This is a genomic window from Ruegeria sp. BA2, assembly GCF_056539605.1.
The window spans coordinates 256,494-272,557 of sequence record NZ_JBQFVE010000004.1 but is presented as its reverse complement, the minus strand read 5'-3'; the positions used below and the strand labels follow the sequence as shown (position 1 = coordinate 272,557).

The 16,064-nt window shown below is 58.5% G+C and carries 19 protein-coding genes; 11 read left to right on the top strand and 8 right to left on the bottom strand.

Translation table 11 applies throughout. The annotated features are described in order from the left end of the window. Nucleotides 1-5: 5 nt before the first annotated feature. From lysA to argH, 3 genes are all read right to left on the bottom strand, one after another. Entirely contained in the window at nucleotides 6-1,271 is a 1,266-nt protein-coding gene (lysA, locus tag ACR0NN_RS11415; protein ID WP_170722160.1) for a diaminopimelate decarboxylase, read from the bottom strand. A gap of 288 nt (nucleotides 1,272-1,559) precedes the next feature. Continuing rightward, nucleotides 1,560-1,742 carry an argininosuccinate lyase gene (locus ACR0NN_RS11410; RefSeq protein WP_170722162.1) on the bottom strand — a complete coding sequence of 61 codons (183 nt, stop codon included), beginning with the start codon at nucleotides 1,740-1,742 and terminating at the stop codon, nucleotides 1,560-1,562. Further along, nucleotides 1,742-3,130 (bottom strand): argininosuccinate lyase, encoded by a 1,389-nt coding sequence (gene argH, locus ACR0NN_RS11405; protein ID WP_170722165.1) that lies wholly within the window; start codon nucleotides 3,128-3,130, stop codon nucleotides 1,742-1,744. The genes ACR0NN_RS11410 and argH overlap by 1 nt, the downstream gene beginning before the upstream one ends. Nucleotides 3,131-3,151: 21 nt before the next feature. Here argH and ACR0NN_RS11400 point away from each other — a divergent pair, with 21 nt between their 5' ends. The 10 genes from ACR0NN_RS11400 (at nucleotide 3,152) to yddG (ending at nucleotide 11,171) form a co-directional block, all read left to right on the top strand. Next, nucleotides 3,152-3,718, top strand: coding sequence for a TlpA disulfide reductase family protein (locus ACR0NN_RS11400; protein WP_170722166.1), 567 nt, complete (start codon nucleotides 3,152-3,154; stop codon nucleotides 3,716-3,718). Between the two features lie 93 nt (nucleotides 3,719-3,811). Continuing rightward, nucleotides 3,812-4,141: a hypothetical protein gene (locus ACR0NN_RS11395; protein ID WP_170685271.1), complete on the top strand. Its 330-nt coding sequence runs from the start codon at nucleotides 3,812-3,814 to the stop codon at nucleotides 4,139-4,141. Between the two features lie 59 nt (nucleotides 4,142-4,200). Continuing rightward, nucleotides 4,201-4,587 (top strand): hypothetical protein, encoded by a 387-nt coding sequence (locus tag ACR0NN_RS11390; RefSeq protein ID WP_170722168.1) that lies wholly within the window; start codon nucleotides 4,201-4,203, stop codon nucleotides 4,585-4,587. Then, nucleotides 4,584-5,555, top strand: a complete 972-nt coding sequence (locus ACR0NN_RS11385) for a sterol desaturase family protein (RefSeq protein ID WP_170722170.1) — start codon at nucleotides 4,584-4,586, stop codon at nucleotides 5,553-5,555. The genes ACR0NN_RS11390 and ACR0NN_RS11385 overlap by 4 nt, the downstream gene beginning before the upstream one ends. 88 nt (nucleotides 5,556-5,643) lie before the next feature. Beyond that, complete coding sequence (locus ACR0NN_RS11380) at nucleotides 5,644-5,832, top strand: hypothetical protein (protein WP_170685268.1); 189 nt, start codon at nucleotides 5,644-5,646, stop codon at nucleotides 5,830-5,832. A gap of 111 nt (nucleotides 5,833-5,943) precedes the next feature. Continuing rightward, nucleotides 5,944-6,777, top strand: coding sequence for an EAL domain-containing protein (locus ACR0NN_RS11375; RefSeq protein WP_170722172.1), 834 nt, complete (start codon nucleotides 5,944-5,946; stop codon nucleotides 6,775-6,777). A gap of 194 nt (nucleotides 6,778-6,971) precedes the next feature. Next, nucleotides 6,972-8,147 (top strand): acetyl-CoA C-acetyltransferase, encoded by a 1,176-nt coding sequence (locus ACR0NN_RS11370; protein ID WP_170685267.1) that lies wholly within the window; start codon nucleotides 6,972-6,974, stop codon nucleotides 8,145-8,147. Nucleotides 8,148-8,334: 187 nt separating this feature from the next. Beyond that, nucleotides 8,335-9,057: an acetoacetyl-CoA reductase gene (phbB, locus tag ACR0NN_RS11365; RefSeq protein ID WP_170685266.1), complete on the top strand. Its 723-nt coding sequence runs from the start codon at nucleotides 8,335-8,337 to the stop codon at nucleotides 9,055-9,057. A 303-nt stretch (nucleotides 9,058-9,360) separates the two neighbouring features. Next, complete coding sequence (locus tag ACR0NN_RS11360; RefSeq protein ID WP_170722175.1) at nucleotides 9,361-10,308, top strand: transcriptional regulator GcvA; 948 nt, start codon at nucleotides 9,361-9,363, stop codon at nucleotides 10,306-10,308. Continuing rightward, nucleotides 10,305-11,171 (top strand): aromatic amino acid exporter YddG, encoded by an 867-nt coding sequence (gene yddG / locus ACR0NN_RS11355; protein ID WP_170722177.1) that lies wholly within the window; start codon nucleotides 10,305-10,307, stop codon nucleotides 11,169-11,171. The genes ACR0NN_RS11360 and yddG overlap by 4 nt, the downstream gene beginning before the upstream one ends. Here yddG and ACR0NN_RS11350 read toward each other — a convergent pair. The 3 genes from ACR0NN_RS11350 to ACR0NN_RS11340 form a co-directional block, all read right to left on the bottom strand. Then, a complete protein-coding gene (locus ACR0NN_RS11350) occupies nucleotides 11,168-11,332 on the bottom strand; it encodes a DUF465 domain-containing protein (protein ID WP_170685262.1) in 165 nt (54 codons plus the stop codon). The two genes, yddG and ACR0NN_RS11350, sit on opposite strands and share 4 nt — an antisense overlap. 124 nt (nucleotides 11,333-11,456) lie before the next feature. Beyond that, on the bottom strand, nucleotides 11,457-12,224 hold the full coding sequence (locus ACR0NN_RS11345; RefSeq protein ID WP_170685261.1) for a methyltransferase: 768 nt from the start codon (nucleotides 12,222-12,224) through the stop codon (nucleotides 11,457-11,459). Continuing rightward, nucleotides 12,221-12,436 carry a putative signal transducing protein gene (locus ACR0NN_RS11340; protein WP_008755664.1) on the bottom strand — a complete coding sequence of 72 codons (216 nt, stop codon included), beginning with the start codon at nucleotides 12,434-12,436 and terminating at the stop codon, nucleotides 12,221-12,223. Before ACR0NN_RS11340 ends, ACR0NN_RS11345 begins: the two co-directional genes overlap by 4 nt. A gap of 56 nt (nucleotides 12,437-12,492) precedes the next feature. Here ACR0NN_RS11340 and ACR0NN_RS11335 point away from each other — a divergent pair, with 56 nt between their 5' ends. Continuing rightward, complete coding sequence (locus ACR0NN_RS11335; RefSeq protein ID WP_170722179.1) at nucleotides 12,493-13,491, top strand: polyprenyl synthetase family protein; 999 nt, start codon at nucleotides 12,493-12,495, stop codon at nucleotides 13,489-13,491. Here the strand turns inward: ACR0NN_RS11335 and ACR0NN_RS11330 are convergent. Together ACR0NN_RS11330 and ACR0NN_RS11325 are read right to left on the bottom strand one after the other, a co-directional pair. Further along, nucleotides 13,484-14,305: a 4-(cytidine 5'-diphospho)-2-C-methyl-D-erythritol kinase gene (locus ACR0NN_RS11330; protein WP_170722182.1), complete on the bottom strand. Its 822-nt coding sequence runs from the start codon at nucleotides 14,303-14,305 to the stop codon at nucleotides 13,484-13,486. The two genes, ACR0NN_RS11335 and ACR0NN_RS11330, sit on opposite strands and share 8 nt — an antisense overlap. Next, nucleotides 14,295-16,007, bottom strand: a complete 1,713-nt coding sequence (locus tag ACR0NN_RS11325; RefSeq protein WP_170722186.1) for a tetratricopeptide repeat protein — start codon at nucleotides 16,005-16,007, stop codon at nucleotides 14,295-14,297. Before ACR0NN_RS11325 ends, ACR0NN_RS11330 begins: the two co-directional genes overlap by 11 nt. Nucleotides 16,008-16,064 lie beyond the last annotated feature (57 nt).

The window sequence follows — 16,064 nt, the reverse complement described above, 5'->3', positions numbered from 1 at the left end:
TCGCGTCAGAGCCACGAAGGTATGGTATCGCGGTTTATGATTTCGTCAAAGCTTGGGCGTTCACGAATTACGGCAAATTGATCCCCATTCACCAGAACTTCGGGGATCAGGGGCCGTGTATTGTATTCGCTGGACATGACGGCGCCATAGGCACCCGCACTGCGGAAGGCGATCAGATCACCTGATTCCAAGGGCGGCATGTTGCGTTGTTTGGCAAAAGTATCGCTGGACTCGCAAACCGGGCCGACGATGTCATAAGGGCGTTGTTCCACACCGGGCGCAGGTTCCTGCACTGCAACAATGTCATGATGCGCCTCGTACATCGCGGGGCGGATCAGATCGTTCATCGCGCCGTCGAGGATCAGGAAATCGCGGTCTTCGCCGGATTTGACATAGATGACCTTGGAAACCATGAGACCCGCATTGCCTGCGATCAGGCGACCGGGCTCGATCTCGATCTCGCAGCCCAGATGGCCCAGTGTTTTCTTGATCATCGCGCCATATTCGACCGGCAGCGGCGGCGCGTCGTTCGAGCGGGTATAGGGGATGCCCAGACCACCACCCAGATCGAGGCGGCGGATCGTGTGACCCTCGGCGCGCAAACGCTCGGTCAGTTCGGCGACCTTATTGTACGCCAATTCAAACGGCTCCAACTCGGTGAGTTGTGAGCCGATATGGACATCGATCCCAATGACCTCCAGCCCTGGCAGGCTGGAGGCCAATGCATAAACTTCGGAGGCGCGCGAGATCGGGATGCCGAACTTGTTCTCGGACTTGCCGGTTGCGATCTTGGCGTGGGTCTTGGCGTCCACGTCCGGGTTCACCCGAACGGTGATCGGCGCGATGACGCCCAATTCCATTGCGACCGCATTGATCACCTGCATCTCGGGTTCAGATTCGACGTTGAACTGGCGGATGCCACCGGTCAGGGCAGTACGAATCTCATCCGCTGTTTTACCGACGCCCGAAAAGACGATCTTTTCACCCGGCACCCCTGCCGCCTTGGCACGCATATATTCCCCGCCAGAAACCACATCCATCCCCGCGCCCGCCTGCGCCAGCGTCTTCAGGATCGCCTGATTGCTGGCCGCTTTCATCGCATAACAGACAAGGTGATCGGTTCCTTCCAGCGCGTCATCAAACAGCTTGAAATGCCGCTGTAGCGTCGCTGTCGAATAAACATAGAACGGGGTTCCGACCGCGGCAGCGATTTCGGAGATTGGGACATCCTCGGCGTAAAGCGCGCCGTCGCGGTAGAGAAAATGATCCATACCGCGCGCTTAGACCAAAAGCGTCCTGCGGATCAATGGATTCTGCGCAGTTAGCTGACCCGCGTCATCTGCGTGTTGAGATTCCGACCCGGCCATAGCCAGACACCAAGATGCCCGAGCCGCTGCTGGTTGACGTTGATGGCTCTGATCGGGGTGGGCCCGATGGGTCGCAAGCCGCAAGCAGGGCGAGGCAAAGGATCAGGCCGACAGGTCTCATGCGTGTTCTCATTTCATTGAAACGTGTAGATGGCAGATGGGGCGCATTCGGCAAATTGCAATCGCAGGGCGTCAGAGCCCCAAATACACGCCCAATCCGCCGCGTCTGAGGCCAAGACCAACGCCGCCATAGGTGCCACTGCTGCCGACGCCCACGCTGGCGCTCATTGTGGGCTGGATCGGCTCGCCATCTGCACCGCAGCCAGCCAAAGCTGCACCGGCAGCAATCAACAGCACCACACGTATCATTCGCATCACACCAGCGCCTTCCACCGCTTGATCTGGGCCCGCACCTGATCGGGTGCCGTGCCACCATAAGATTGGCGCGAGTTTACCGAATTTTCGACGGTAAGAACAGAATAGACGTCATCGGTGATGTCCGAGTGGACCGATTGCATGTCTTCGAGCGTCAGATCGGGCAGGTCGCAACCTTTGGTTTCAGCCATGGCCACCAGAGATCCAGTGACGTGGTGCGCATCACGGAACGGCAAGCCCAGCACGCGGACTAGCCAGTCAGCCAGGTCGGTCGCCGTCGAGAACCCGGAACCCGCTGCCGCGGCAAGGCTGTCACGATTGGCTGTCATGTCCTTGACCATGCCCTCCATCGCGGCCAGCGCCAGCATCCAGTTGTCGGCGGCGTCAAAGACCTGTTCCTTGTCTTCCTGCATGTCCTTGGAATAGGCCAGCGGCAAGCCCTTCATCACCATCATCAACGCGGTGTTGGCACCGTATATGCGGCCCACCTTGGCACGGATCAGTTCGGCGGCATCCGGGTTCTTCTTTTGCGGCATGATTGATGAGCCGGTCGAGAACCGATCGGACAGCGTCACAAAGCGGAACTGGGCCGAAGACCAGATCACCAGCTCTTCGGCAAAGCGCGACAGGTGGACGGCGCAGATTGAGGCCGTTGACAGGAACTCAAGCGCGAAATCGCGGTCACTGACGGCATCCAGCGAGTTGGCAGCTGGGCGGTCGAAGCCCAGCGCCTCAGCCGTCATGTGGCGGTCGATCGGGAAGGAGGTTCCGGCCAGTGCGGCGGCACCCAAGGGGGATTCGTTCATCCGATTGCGTGCATCGCGGACGCGAGACAAATCGCGCCCGAACATCTCGACATAGGCCATCATGTGGTGGCCCCAAGTTACCGGCTGCGCGGTTTGCAGATGAGTGAAACCGGGCATGACCCAATCCGCTCCGGCCTCGGCCTGCGCCAAAAGCGCGCGGATCAGGGCCAGCAGGCCCGTCTCGGCGGCGTCCAACTGATCGCGAACCCAGAGCTTGAAGTCGGTCGCCACTTGGTCATTACGCGACCGGCCCGTGTGCAAACGGCCTGCGGGCTCACCGATCACCTCTTTCAGGCGCGCCTCGACATTCATGTGAATGTCTTCCAGCGCGGTCGAGAACTGAAATTCTCCGTTCTGGATTTCTGACAAAACGGTGAGCAGCCCTTCCCGAATAGCCTGCGCATCCCTATCAGTAATAACGCCTGTGGCAGCCAGCATGGCGGCATGGGCGCGCGAGCCAGCAATGTCCTGGGCTGCCATCCGCTGATCGAACCCGATCGAGGCGTTGATCGCCTCCATGATCGCGTCTGGACCGGCGGCAAAGCGGCCGCCCCACATCTGGTTCGAAGATTGATCGGTCATGAAAGAAAACCCGGAGTTGATATGCGCCTGTTACGTCTGATCCCCCTTTATATGGCCCTCGCGCTGGGTGCAAACGCCGCTTTGGCAACGGATGCCGAGACCTTGGCCCCATTGCGTGACGGCACGCTGAAACGGCTGATCCTGCACAAGGAACCGAAAGAAGCAAAAACGATCGAGTTTCAATTGGAAGATGATGGCGGTGTCGGCACGCTCGAGGATTATGCGGGCAAATACGTGCTTGTGAACTTCTGGGCCACCTGGTGCGCGCCTTGCCGCAAAGAGATGCCGCAGATCGCGGAGTTGCAGGACGAATTCGGCGGTGACAAATTCGAGGTGCTGACCCTGGCGACGGGACGCAACACCCCTGCCGGGATCAAGAAGTTCTTTGACGAGAACGGCATCGCAAACCTGCCGCGCCATCAGGACCCCAAACAGACCGCCGCGCGCGAGTTTGGCGTAATCGCGCTGCCTATCACGGTCATCCTGGACCCGGAAGGCAGGGAAATCGCGCGCCTGATTGGCGATGCCGAGTGGAACTCGGATAGCGCGAAGGCGATTATCTCGGCCCTAGTTGAAGGCAACAGCTGATCTCTCTCGCGCTCTTGTCGTAAAATTGTGGTAAGATGTGACCGGCCCCAATGGGCCGGTTTTTGTTTATGGCCGGATAGGGGGAGGACACCGATGAAACCGGTAGTACTGTTAATTGGGCGACTTCCAAATGTGATCGGCGACGTGGCCCGCCAGCTGGACCATCTGCCGATCCAATGGCTGGGTGCGCATGATCAGGATGAGGTCCGTCGGCAGCTGGACGCGGAACCGCGCATCGTCTGCGCGATCATGGGCGCAGGTCTCGATGACAAGATACGCGGGGAAATCGTGGGCATAATTGCGGCGCGCAGGCCCGATATCTGCATTCACCTCAAAGACAGGGCTTCGGGGCCCGATGGCCTGATGCCGTTTGTCCAGCGCATCGTTCAACACGAAATTCTGGAAGGCCTCGAAAACACCTGACGCCACGCCACCTTTGACAGCACATCACCTCCCCTACAGTTTGCCTGTAGGAGGATGGAATGCCGCTTGAAATTCTGTTGATTCTGGTGGTGGGCGGTATCGTCGGGATCACATTGCTGCTGCATGTGACAGGCAAATCGCGCCTGCGTCAGCTGACACCCGACAGCGCCCGCTCGGAGTGGCTGCGGCATTTCCCAGACGATACCGTCATCGACGTGACCGTGGCGCATGACGGCCACGCAGCCCTTGTGCGAACCGAGACCGGCGCCGGGCTGCTCTGGTCATTTGGGGCTGATACCGTGGCGCGGCATCTGCTGGATTTCGATCGGATCGACCACCCGGAAGGGATCGAGGTTCAGTTTCGCGATTTCGGCACTCCGCGTGTGATCCTGCATCTAGACCAAACCGAGCGCCGCCACTGGCAATATCTGATGGATCCCACATGACCGATCACGTGAGTTTTCCCGACGCGGTGCAATGGGCCGTGCCCTTCTTCATCGCAGCCATTCTGGCCGAGTTCCTGTGGATCGCCGTCAAAGGCCGGGGCGGGCGGTATGAGACGCGCGATGCGGTGACCTCGCTGATTATGGGGGCGGGCAATATCGCCTCGGGCTTTTTGCTGGGCTTCATCGCTTACGCGTTCTTCATGTGGCTGTGGCAGATCACGCCGTTGAACCTGGGGACTTCGATTCCGGTTATCATCCTGTGCTTTGTGCTGGATGATCTGCGCTATTACTGGGTGCATCGCTTCGGGCACCGCATCCGCTGGGTCTGGGCCAGTCATGTGAACCACCACAGCTCGCAACACTATAACCTGACTACGGCGCTGCGGCAGACCTGGACCTACACCTTTACCTTCATGATGGTGGTGCGCGCTCCGCTAATTTTGCTGGGGTTCCACCCGGCGATGGTGCTGTTCGTCGGAGGCCTGAATCTGATCTACCAGTTCTGGATCCACACCGAGGCCATTGGGAAAATGCCTCGCTGGTTCGAGGCGGTGATGAATACCCCCAGCCACCACCGTGCCCATCACGGGCGAAATGCGCGGTATCTGGATTGCAATTATGCCGGGGTCTTCATCATTTGGGACAAGTTGTTCGGCACATTTGTTCCCGAGCAAGAGGACGATAAGGTCGACTACGGTCTGGTCCACAATATCGGCACCTTCAACCCGCTACGCGTGGCCTTTCATGAGTGGGTCGGAATTTGGAACGACGCCACTCAGCCCGGGCTGAGTATGCGCCAGCGTCTGGCCTATTGTTTCGCGCCTCCGGGCTATAGCCATGATGGCAGTCGAGACAATTCCGAGCAGATCAAGGCCAAGCATCTGACCCGCCATCCCGAAGATCGTGGCACGCCCGGGTTTGAGCGGTTTGATGCGGAACATTCCGCCCCTGCGGCAAAACAGACCTAGTCTCAAAAAGACCTTTTATCTGCTTGAATTTTGGCACAGGGGCTCCATATCCGGGGGATGATTTAAGTTATCGGTTTCCGGGGGTCTCATGCCAAAGCTTCTGAAAATTTCGACAGTCACGGGCTTGCTGGGACTGGTCGTAACCATGACCGCCGCACTGAACGGAGCTGCGCCAACGTTGCTTGCACTGGGTTTCGTCATGGCGACACTTGGGCTTTTCGGGGCACTTGTTGGGGCCGCAGCCACGCTTCGTCACGCCTGGCAATCAACGCATTAAGTTTCTGTTCGAACGTCCACATTAATCCTGCATCCGTTAACCCCAGTTTTACCTGCTTTCGCCGAAACTGATTTCTGACCCACATCATCGGGATCAGGGATTCGGAACATTATGGGAAACAGGAAACGCGCAGACCTGCCCGAGGGATCGGATGACCCGCTGAGCGCCGCAATAAACGCTCGGGATCAATCGGTGCTGCAAATGGCGACTGAGGCGGTGAAACACAAGCAATGCAGGCTGGCGTTTCAACCCGTGATTCAAGCGCACCCCCCGCAAGGCATCGCGTTTTATGAAGGGTTCATCCGGGTTTTGGACGAAACCGGCCGGGTGATCCCCGCGCGCGAGTTCATGCCGCAGGTCGAAAACACGCCCATCGGCCGGGATCTGGATTGTATCGCGCTTGAGATGGGCCTGCGCACGCTGATCCGAAATCCAGGCATTCGCTTGTCCATCAACATGTCGGCCCGGTCTATCGGATATGCCAGTTGGTCGCGTGTGCTGGACCGGTTCCTTAAGAAAGATGCAAGTCTGGGCGAGAGGCTGATCCTGGAGATTTCCGAAGGATCAGCCATGCAGGTGCCCGAACTTGTGGTCGATTTCATGGATCGCCAACAGGCCCGTGGCATTGCCTTTGCGCTGGACGATTTCGGGGCCAGTAACTTTGGCTTTCGCCATTTCCGCGAGTTTCTGTTTGATGCCGCCAAGATTGACGGGCAGTTCATTCGCGGTATCAGCGGCAGCCCTGACAATCAGGCACTGGTGCGGGCATTGATCGCCGCAGCGCGCGAATTTGAAATGCTGGTCACAGCCGAATCGGTTGAAAGTGCCGAGGATGCCAATTTTCTGATCGCCAATGGAGTCGATTGCCTGCAGGGGTACCTATACGGCGCGCCATCGGTCACTCCGCCATGGAGTCGAGAAAAGGTCGAAAAAACGGGCAGTTGATTACAAGAGGCCACGCAATTCTTCGCCGCTGCCTACTCTGAGACAAGCTGTCCGTTGCTGCAGATGCAGCATTGCGGTATTGCAGAAGATGCTGGAGCGGGGGATCACGAGGCGCTCTTGCTTTTGGAGATTGCTTCTCCGTGACCTGCGCCGTCAGATTTCCCGCAAGACCATGACGGTAAAGGATTGACTGTATGACCAACGTAGTAATCGCATCCGCCGCACGTACGGGCGTCGGTAGCTTTAGCGGTTCGTTTGCGAACACCCCCGCACATGATCTGGGCGCTGCTGTCCTTGAGGCCGTTGTAGAACGCGCCGGGATCGACAAGGGCGAGGTAAGCGAAACCATCATGGGTCAAGTTCTGACCGCCGCTCAGGGCCAGAACCCCGCCCGTCAGGCGCATATCAACGCGGGTCTGCCGCAAGAAAGCGCCGCCTGGGGCATCAACCAGGTATGCGGCTCGGGCCTGCGCGCTGTCGCTCTGGGCGCACAGCACATCCAGTTGGGCGATGCCGAGATCGTGGCCGCCGGTGGGCAGGAAAACATGACCCTTTCCCCCCACGCCGCTGCCTTGCGCGCCGGTCACAAGATGGGTGACATGAAATACATAGACACCATGATCCGCGACGGCCTGTGGGATGCCTTCAACGGCTATCACATGGGTCAGACCGCCGAGAACGTGGCCGAGAAATGGCAGATCAGCCGCGACATGCAGGACGAATTCGCCGTTGCCTCGCAGAACAAGGCCGAAGCGGCGCAGAACGCGGGCAAATTCGCAGATGAGATCGTGCCGTTCACCATCAAGACCCGCAAGGGCGACATCGTGATGGACAAGGACGAATACATCCGCCACGGCGCAACGATGGAGGCAATGGCTAAATTGCGCCCGGCCTTCACCAAGGATGGCTCAGTGACGGCGGCCAACGCCTCGGGCCTGAACGACGGTGCCGCAGCCACCCTGCTGATGTCGGCCGAGAATGCCGAAAAGCGCGGGATTGAGCCTCTGGCCCGTATCGCATCCTACGCGACCGCCGGTTTGGACCCGTCGATCATGGGTGTCGGTCCGATCTACGCCTCGCGCAAGGCGTTGGAAAAAGCAGGCTGGTCGGTTGACGATCTTGATTTGGTCGAAGCCAACGAAGCCTTCGCCGCGCAGGCCTGCGCAGTGAACAAGGACATGGGCTGGGACCCGTCGATCGTGAACGTCAATGGCGGCGCGATTGCCATCGGTCACCCGATCGGCGCATCCGGTTGCCGAGTTTTGAACACCCTTTTGTTCGAAATGAAACGCCGCGACGCGAAGAAAGGTCTGGCGACCCTTTGCATCGGTGGCGGCATGGGCGTCGCCCTGTGCGTGGAGCGCGACTGAGTGCGTTGACAACTCAATAGAAAAGGGCGTCCAAGAGGCGCCCTTTTTTGTTACAATCGGATCATATCCCTTGGATGCGACACTATCGCCGGACAGAAAGACAAAATCGATCGCGAAACGATATTGCGCATCTACATATCTCAGAGTAACAGAATTACCAAGACGACTATATTTGGAGGAGTCCTAAATGGCACGTACAGCACTCGTAACCGGCGGTTCCCGCGGCATCGGCGCAGCAATTTCCAAGGCGCTGAAGGCCGAAGGATACAATGTTGCCGCCACTTATGCAGGCAATGACGAAGCCGCCGCAAAGTTCACCGAAGAGACCGGTATCAAGACCTACAAATGGAATGTTGCGGATTACGACGAATCCAAAGCGGGTATCGAGAAGGTCGAAGCCGAGGTCGGTCCAATCGACATCGTGGTCGCCAACGCAGGGATCACCCGCGACGCGCCGTTCCACAAGATGACGCCCGAACAATGGCATCAGGTGATCGACACCAACCTGACGGGTGTCTTCAATACCGTCCATCCGGTATGGCCTGGCATGCGTGAGCGCAAGTTTGGCCGCATCATCGTGATCAGCTCGATCAACGGTCAGAAGGGTCAGTTTGCGCAGGTCAACTATGCCGCCACCAAAGCTGGCGATCTGGGGATTGTGAAGTCACTGGCGCAAGAGGGCGCGCGGGCCGGTATCACCGCCAACGCAATCTGCCCGGGTTACATCGCGACCGAGATGGTGATGGCGGTGCCGGAAAAAGTGCGTGAATCGATCATTGGCCAGATTCCGGCCGGTCGTCTGGGTGAGCCGGAAGAAATCGCGCGCTGCGTGGCCTTCCTGGCGTCGGATGATTCGCAGTTCATCAACGGCTCGACCATCTCAGCCAATGGGGCGCAGTTCTTCGTCTGAATTGGAGCCATTGAAACGAAAACGGGCCGGTCCACCAAGGACCGGCCCTTCTTTTATCCCGTAAGATCGCGCGCGCTGCGATCAGCGGGAACCGAATAGCCAGGTCCAGAACGCTACAACGACCTTGCTGCGCTCTTCATGGGCACGGTGAATGGCGTTTTGGATGGCCGGGTTTGATGTCATCTCGATCATGTTGATGCCCTCTCTATCAAGGTGAATTTGTCTTGCCATCAACATGGCCTTTGATTTTAAACTGTACAAACGAGAGTTTTCGCCGCTTCAGTTCAGAGAATCTTAACCGATATGTCCGACCGCCTGCCTCCGCTCACCGCTTTGCGTGCCTTCGATGCCGCTGCGCGACACATGTCATTTGCCAAGGCGGCGGATGAGTTGAACGTGACGCCGGCGGCCCTGTCCTTTCAGATCAAATCGCTGGAAGAGCATCTGGGGCACCCACTGTTTCGCCGCCTCAACCGCGCCGTGGAGCTAACTGAGGCCGGACGTACGCTGGCACCCGGAACGGCTGATGGTTTTGCCGCCTTGCAAGCTGCGTGGCAGGCGACGCGGCGCTTGCAGGACGAAACGAGCTTGACGGTTACCGCCGGCCCTGCCCTGACGGCGAAATGGCTAGCTCCGCGTCTGTACGAATTTGCCCGGGCAAACCCCGGGATTGACCTTAAGTTCTCGGCCACATTGCGCAACATGGACCTTGAGCGCGATGATGTGGATGTGGCGATCCGCTTTGGCTATGGGCCGGATGAGGGTCTTTATTCCGTTCCCGTCCGCAGGGAATGGCTAACACCGGTGATGACGCCTGAATTGGCGGAACAATTCCCAACGCCTGAAGCACTGCGTGAGGCACCTTTAATTCATGATGACTCGATCAATTTTCTAAAGCCGCGCTGCGACTGGCCAGCGTGGTTTCGGGCAATCGGATTGGATTTCACGCCAACACACGGGGCGCATTTTTCGAATGCCGATCACGCCATCGACGCAGCCGTGGCCGGAGTTGGTGTCGTGCTGGGGCGGCGTGCAATGATCCTGAAGGACCTGACCGAGGGACGCCTGGTCGCGCCCTTCAAAGTCGCGCTGGAAACCGCAGGACGTTTCCGTTTTCTATGCCTACAGGGCGCGGAGACTCGGCCCCAGATCGCAGCCTTTCGCGACTGGTTCATATCCGAGATTGAAAAAACCGCTCACATATCGGATGAATTCGAAATTATCCCTGTCGAGAAAGTGGCCTCAGAATGAGCAAAATGGGTGCGACGGCAATCGGTTTTATCGCCGTTTTGCTTTGGTCATTGCTGGCCTTGTTTACAGTCGGATCATCCCCGACACCGCCCCTGTTGCTGAACGCGATTTGCTTTACGATTGGCGGCACTTTGGGTCTGATCTGGACCATGACAAGCGGTGGTCTGGGGCAATTGCGCAAAGTCGCCTGGACGACCTATCTGTTTGGCGCTATTGGGCTTTTTGGCTATCACGCGCTCTATTTCTCGGCCCTGCGAATGGCCCCTGCAGCGGAGGCCGGGTTGATCGCCTATCTCTGGCCTTTACTGATTGTATTGCTGTCAGGCCTGCTACCCGGTGAGCATCTGAAACCCGGCCATCTGATCGGCGCATGCCTTGGCTTTGCAGGGGCCGCAGTCATCATCACCGGGGGTGGCAGCGCAGGGTTCCAGATTCAGCACTTGCCCGGCTATGGGTTGGCGCTGTTATGCGCGCTGACTTGGTCAAGCTACTCGGTTCTGTCGCGGAGGTTGGGGGACGTGCCCACAAGCTCGGTCGCCGTGTTCTGCGTATTGACTGCAATCGCCTCGTGGGTGCTGCATTTCGCGGTCGAAGAAACGGTTTGGCCGCGAGGCGCCGTCAGCTGGGCCTCGACCCTGGCATTGGGGTTAGGGCCTGTGGGGCTGGCCTTTTATGTCTGGGATATCGGGGTCAAGCGTGGCGATATTCAAATTCTCGGCACCGCCTCATATGCAGCTCCGTTATTGTCCACGCTGGTTCTGGTTCTGGCCGGGATCGCCGCCCCGTCCTGGGGTTTGGCGATCGCGGCCTTGTTAGTCACCGGTGGCGCGGCCATTGCAGCACGCGCCAGTCTTAAAGCCTAAGTCGACAATCGCTCGATCTCTTCTTTCAGCTTCAGCTTTTGCTTTTTAAGTTGCGCGATATGGAGATCGTCGATGCCAGGCGAGCGTTGGGCTTCTTCCACTTCAAGACCGAGAGTTTCGTGTTTTTTCTTCAGCTCCGTCAGATGTGCGCTCACGCTCATGGCGATCCTCCTTGGTTGGGTTATACTATCCACCTAGGAAGTTGATCATATCATTTCCAGCCTGTCACGCTGCAGACGCACAGAATCTGTAATAAATCCGACAAATTCGGCTGGTCATTGCCGATCAGGCAAAAAGCCCGGTCAAATCCGCCCCATCGCGCAGGACAGCAGAGACCTGCGGCGTATAGCTTTCGCCATCCTCGACGTGCCTATCGCCCGTGTGCAGAACCAGGGGGGCATGCAGCCTGAATGCGGCGCGCCCACCTTTTCTGGCGCGCAAGATCACTAGCTCAGCGGCGCGATCTGTGCGCGGTGACAATGGCAGTATTTCGACCGAGCCTAACCGGCCCGTACATCCTGCCAGCATATCCGGCAGGCGGTCGGCTTTCTGGATCATGTGCAGGTAACCGCGCGGTGCCAAACGTCGGGCAGCGACATCGATCCAATCCGACAGCGGTGTGTTTTCACCCAACGCCATCCGCCGCCCCGTATCACTGGCCGGACTATGCGCCCCTGCCCGATAGTACGGAGGGTTGGCGATCACATGATCAAACTGCATTTGGCGCAGATCATCCGGCAGGGCGTTCAAATCCGCCTCAACCACCGTAATCTCGACATTCTCGATCGCATTGCGGCGGGCTAGATCCGCATAGGCAGGCTGTAGCTCAACCCCTGTTGACTGCAGATCAGGCACGCGTGCCAACAGACACTGGATCGCAGCCCCTGCCCCGCACCCCAGTTCTAGCACCGTCTGGCCTTGGCGTGCCGGGACACAAGCCGCCAGCAAAACCGGATCGACCCCTGCGCGATATCCTGAGCGCGGCTGCCACAGGCGCACCCGACCACCTAGAAAATCATTGCAGGTTAGGTCACAGTCGGAGAAACGGCTCATCGCCCTAGCGGTATTTCATTATCGCGCATGACACGTTCGGCACGGGTCAGATCATCGGCGCGCACCATCAGGCGGCGCGGGAAGATTCCGATGCCGCCTTCGAGGATGCTCATATTTACGTCCATCTGAAAGCAGTCTATATCCTCGCCTTCAAGAAGGGCGGTTGCAAAAGCCAAGATTGTCGGATCGGTGCTGCGCAATAGTTCTTTCATGGGGATGGATGTAAGGGCAAGGTGAGTGGGATGTCGAGCCTTGTATCAGGAGTGTGATGAACGTCAGCACGATCTCGAAACCGCATGAGCGTCTGGCAGAGATGCTGGCGGGCGAAATGGCAGCCGTAAATACGCTGATTCGGTCGCGCATGGCATCAGAACATGCCCCTCGCATTCCTGAAGTGACAGCGCATCTGGTTGAAGCGGGTGGCAAACGCCTGCGCCCGATGCTGACTTTGGCAGCGGCGCAGCTGTTTGGCTATTCCGGCGACCATCACATCAAGCTGGCGGCTACGGTCGAGTTCATTCACACCGCAACCCTACTACATGACGACGTCGTGGACGAAAGCGGGCAACGGCGGGGCCGGCCCACGGCGAACTTGCTGTGGGATAATAAATCCAGTGTTCTGGTTGGGGATTACCTGTTTTCCCGTAGCTTCCAGTTGATGGTTGAAACCGGATCATTGCGGGTTCTGGACATTCTGGCCAACGCCTCGGCAACCATCGCCGAGGGTGAAGTATTGCAAATGACCGCAGCGACAGATCTGGGCACGGACGAAGGCATCTATCTGCAGGTCGTACGCGGCAAGACGGCGGCGTTGTTCTCGGCTGCGACCGAAGTTGGGGGCGTCATAGCGGGCGCATCTGAGGCGCAGGTCAAGGCGTTGTATGATTACGGCGACGCGCTGGGAATAGCGTTCCAGATCGCTGACGATTTGCTGGACTATCAAGGGGACAGCAAAGCGACCGGCAAGAATGTCGGCGATGATTTCCGCGAACGCAAACTGACCCTGCCGGTGATCAAGGCCGTGGCACAAGCCACCGCCGATGAACACGCGTTCTGGGAGCGCACAATCGGGCGCGGTCGGCAGGAAGAGGGTGATCTGGATAATGCTCTATCGCTGATGGCTAAATACCAAACGCTAGAGGCCACCCGTGCGGATGCTTTCGGATGGGCATCCAAGGCCAAGGCCGCTCTGACCGCGCTGCCAGATCATGAAATCCGTACTCTGCTCAGTGATCTGGCCGATTACGTTGTATCGCGCCTCAACTAAGCTGCACAGCGCGGCACCACCATTCTGGGTGGGCCGCTCCGATATCATAGGCTGCGAAATGAGCGGCCTTCATGGTCGGATAGAGCGCGAAACAGGTTGAACCTGAACCCGACATACGGGCCAGCATTGCTCGATTGGTCAGCCGTAGCTCGTCCAGCGCAAATTCGATTTCTCGTGCAACGCCCATTGCCGGCACTTCGAGATCGTTGCGCTGATCACCCAACCAATCGGCACAGTCTTCGGGCGATTCAAATTCAGGGATCTGATCCGGCATGGGTGCATTGTTACGCATTGCAATCGCGCGAAAGACCGACGCGGTTGGCACAGGCACACCCGGATTGACCAGAAGGGCAGGCAGATGAGGCAATTGGACCGGCGAAAGTCGCTCGCCAATCCCCTGCATCCGAGTTGCTTGTGCTTTCATGCAAACCGGTACATCGGCTCCCAATGACAATGGCAGATCATCCGGGATATCGATCCCCTGACCGGACAATGCCCACAACGTCGCTGCAGCGTCGGACGAGCCACCACCAATGCCCGCGCCGTGGGGCAATGCTTTGGTCAATTCGATATGTCCGGCCCAGCCGATCGCCTCCGCCGCCTGCCAGACAAGATTCCGTTGGTCGGTGGGTACACCCTTGGAAAATTCGCCGTTTACCGACAGGGACAGATCATGGCCGCGCGTAAAGGTCAGCTTGTCCCCGACATCTGCGAAGGCAACCAGCGAATCCAGCAGGTGATAGCCATCGTCTCGCTGGCCGGTTACGTGCAGGGTCAGGTTGATCTTGGCGGGGGCAAATGCCTCAGCCTTCATTGGCGACCTTCAGGGGTTCGGCGCCTTCTTCCTGCAGAACGGCGTCCAGCCCAACCTCGATCTTGCGGCGGATGCGCTCGGGGTCGGCCTCGCCATCCCTATCTTCGGGATCAATGAACGAGAGCGCACGTTTCCACTGGAACTCGGCCTCGCGGGCGCGGCCCACAGCCCAATAGACATCACCCAGGTGGTCATTCACAACCGGATCAACCGGCATCAGCTCAACCGCGCGTTCCATATGATCGACCGCTTCGTCATAGCGGCCGAGACGGAACAGAACCCAGCCCAGACTGTCGACGATATACCCGCTGTCCGGACGTGCGGCGACGGCGCGTTCGATCATCTCAAGCGCCTCATCCAGCTTTTCCTGCCGTTCAACCAGCGAATATCCCAGATAATTCAGCACCTGCGGCTGGTCCGGATTCAGCTCGAGCGCGCGACGAAAATCGGCCTCGGCCTGGTCCCAGTTCTTAAGGCGCTCGTGCGAAATCCCGCGGGCGTAATGCAAGAACCAATTGCTGCCTGAACCTTCTTCGGTCAGGCCAATCGCTGTGTCGTAAGACGTGACAGCGGCGGCGTAGTCTTCTTGTTGGCGTCGCAGATCAGCCAAAGCCACATGCACGCCGGGCAATTCCGGGCTTTGCGCGGCAAGGTTTTGCAGCACTTCAGCGGCAGCATCTTTCCTGTCTGAACGGCTCAGCACTTCGGCACGGCCAAGCTCGGCGGCGTGGTAGTCGCTGCTGTCCGGCGGAACCTGACGATACACATCAACGGCCAAATCATATTGCTCCAGTCCATCCAGCAACTCGGCGCTCAGCAGGATTGCGTCGATATGATCGGGGCGCAAGAAGGTCGCCGCGCGGGCATAGAGCAGAACATAGTCCTGTGCGGCCTCAGCGCTCAGCGCGGCACCAACGGAAAAGAACACCTCGGCCATACCATCCCGGGCCGAGCGGACATGGGTAAACGGCAGTGTTTCGCCATCGGACAGACGTTCGACATATCCTTCGATGGTCGGGTCGCTGCCTGCCGCGAAGACGTTTTCAAGAAACTCCAACGCCTCATCATTGCGATCGAGTTGCGACAGCACTTCGGTATGCGCCAACGCAGCACGACGCGAGAACCGGGCGACCGCGCCATCATCAGCAGCAAGGATTTCCTCGGCACCTTCGAAATCTCCGACCGAGGCCAAAGCCATCGCTTTGTGAAAAAGCGCAAATTCTTTCAGGCCGTCCTGCGTGGAAACAACATCAAATTGCTCCATGGCCTTGGTCATTGCGCCTTGACCCATATGGGCCCAGGCGATCATCAAACCATCAACCAGCGGACCAATGCCCTGCGTTTCTGGATCACGCGCCAGAAATTCATCCAACTTATCCTCAGCCACCAGATTGGCCGCGATCACCATGCGTGCAGCCTGGCTGGGCAGTTCGTTATCTTCGATGACCTTTGCGACGGACAGCGCACGCTCGACCTGACCCAGTGCCAGCCGGGCGACGACGACATTCTCCAGCAGCTTCGGGTTCCTGGGATCAGCTTGCAAAGCCCGTGTATAATAGCGCTCGGCAGCGGGGTAGTCGCTTTGGTAAATGGCCTGACGCCCGGCCAGATACGAGCCCGATCCGGTATCAGAAACCGCCGGAAGCGCGAAGGAGGTGCTGAGGATCACGGCCAGAGCCGCGCGTCGAACCAGGGAAACCACTGATAATCTGCCTTGCTGTCGTTGACTGAACGACAAGCTAGGGCTTTGCTGGTCCAG

What these genes read in the sequence shown, in the direction of transcription:
- lysA (WP_170722160.1), bottom strand. Translation starts at nt 1,271, where the DNA reads ATGGATCATTTTCTCTACCGCGACGGCGCGCTTTACGCCGAGGATGTC.
- ACR0NN_RS11410 (WP_170722162.1), bottom strand. Translation starts at nt 1,742, where the DNA reads ATGCGAATGATACGTGTGGTGCTGTTGATTGCTGCCGGTGCAGCTTTG.
- argH (WP_170722165.1), bottom strand. Translation starts at nt 3,130, where the DNA reads ATGACCGATCAATCTTCGAACCAGATGTGGGGCGGCCGCTTTGCCGCC.
- ACR0NN_RS11400 (WP_170722166.1), top strand. Translation starts at nt 3,152, where the DNA reads ATGCGCCTGTTACGTCTGATCCCCCTTTATATGGCCCTCGCGCTGGGT.
- ACR0NN_RS11395 (WP_170685271.1), top strand. Translation starts at nt 3,812, where the DNA reads ATGAAACCGGTAGTACTGTTAATTGGGCGACTTCCAAATGTGATCGGC.
- ACR0NN_RS11390 (WP_170722168.1), top strand. Translation starts at nt 4,201, where the DNA reads ATGCCGCTTGAAATTCTGTTGATTCTGGTGGTGGGCGGTATCGTCGGG.
- ACR0NN_RS11385 (WP_170722170.1), top strand. Translation starts at nt 4,584, where the DNA reads ATGACCGATCACGTGAGTTTTCCCGACGCGGTGCAATGGGCCGTGCCC.
- ACR0NN_RS11380 (WP_170685268.1), top strand. Translation starts at nt 5,644, where the DNA reads ATGCCAAAGCTTCTGAAAATTTCGACAGTCACGGGCTTGCTGGGACTG.
- ACR0NN_RS11375 (WP_170722172.1), top strand. Translation starts at nt 5,944, where the DNA reads ATGGGAAACAGGAAACGCGCAGACCTGCCCGAGGGATCGGATGACCCG.
- ACR0NN_RS11370 (WP_170685267.1), top strand. Translation starts at nt 6,972, where the DNA reads ATGACCAACGTAGTAATCGCATCCGCCGCACGTACGGGCGTCGGTAGC.
- phbB (WP_170685266.1), top strand. Translation starts at nt 8,335, where the DNA reads ATGGCACGTACAGCACTCGTAACCGGCGGTTCCCGCGGCATCGGCGCA.
- ACR0NN_RS11360 (WP_170722175.1), top strand. Translation starts at nt 9,361, where the DNA reads ATGTCCGACCGCCTGCCTCCGCTCACCGCTTTGCGTGCCTTCGATGCC.
- yddG (WP_170722177.1), top strand. Translation starts at nt 10,305, where the DNA reads ATGAGCAAAATGGGTGCGACGGCAATCGGTTTTATCGCCGTTTTGCTT.
- ACR0NN_RS11350 (WP_170685262.1), bottom strand. Translation starts at nt 11,332, where the DNA reads ATGAGCGTGAGCGCACATCTGACGGAGCTGAAGAAAAAACACGAAACT.
- ACR0NN_RS11345 (WP_170685261.1), bottom strand. Translation starts at nt 12,224, where the DNA reads ATGAGCCGTTTCTCCGACTGTGACCTAACCTGCAATGATTTTCTAGGT.
- ACR0NN_RS11340 (WP_008755664.1), bottom strand. Translation starts at nt 12,436, where the DNA reads ATGAAAGAACTATTGCGCAGCACCGATCCGACAATCTTGGCTTTTGCA.
- ACR0NN_RS11335 (WP_170722179.1), top strand. Translation starts at nt 12,493, where the DNA reads ATGAACGTCAGCACGATCTCGAAACCGCATGAGCGTCTGGCAGAGATG.
- ACR0NN_RS11330 (WP_170722182.1), bottom strand. Translation starts at nt 14,305, where the DNA reads ATGAAGGCTGAGGCATTTGCCCCCGCCAAGATCAACCTGACCCTGCAC.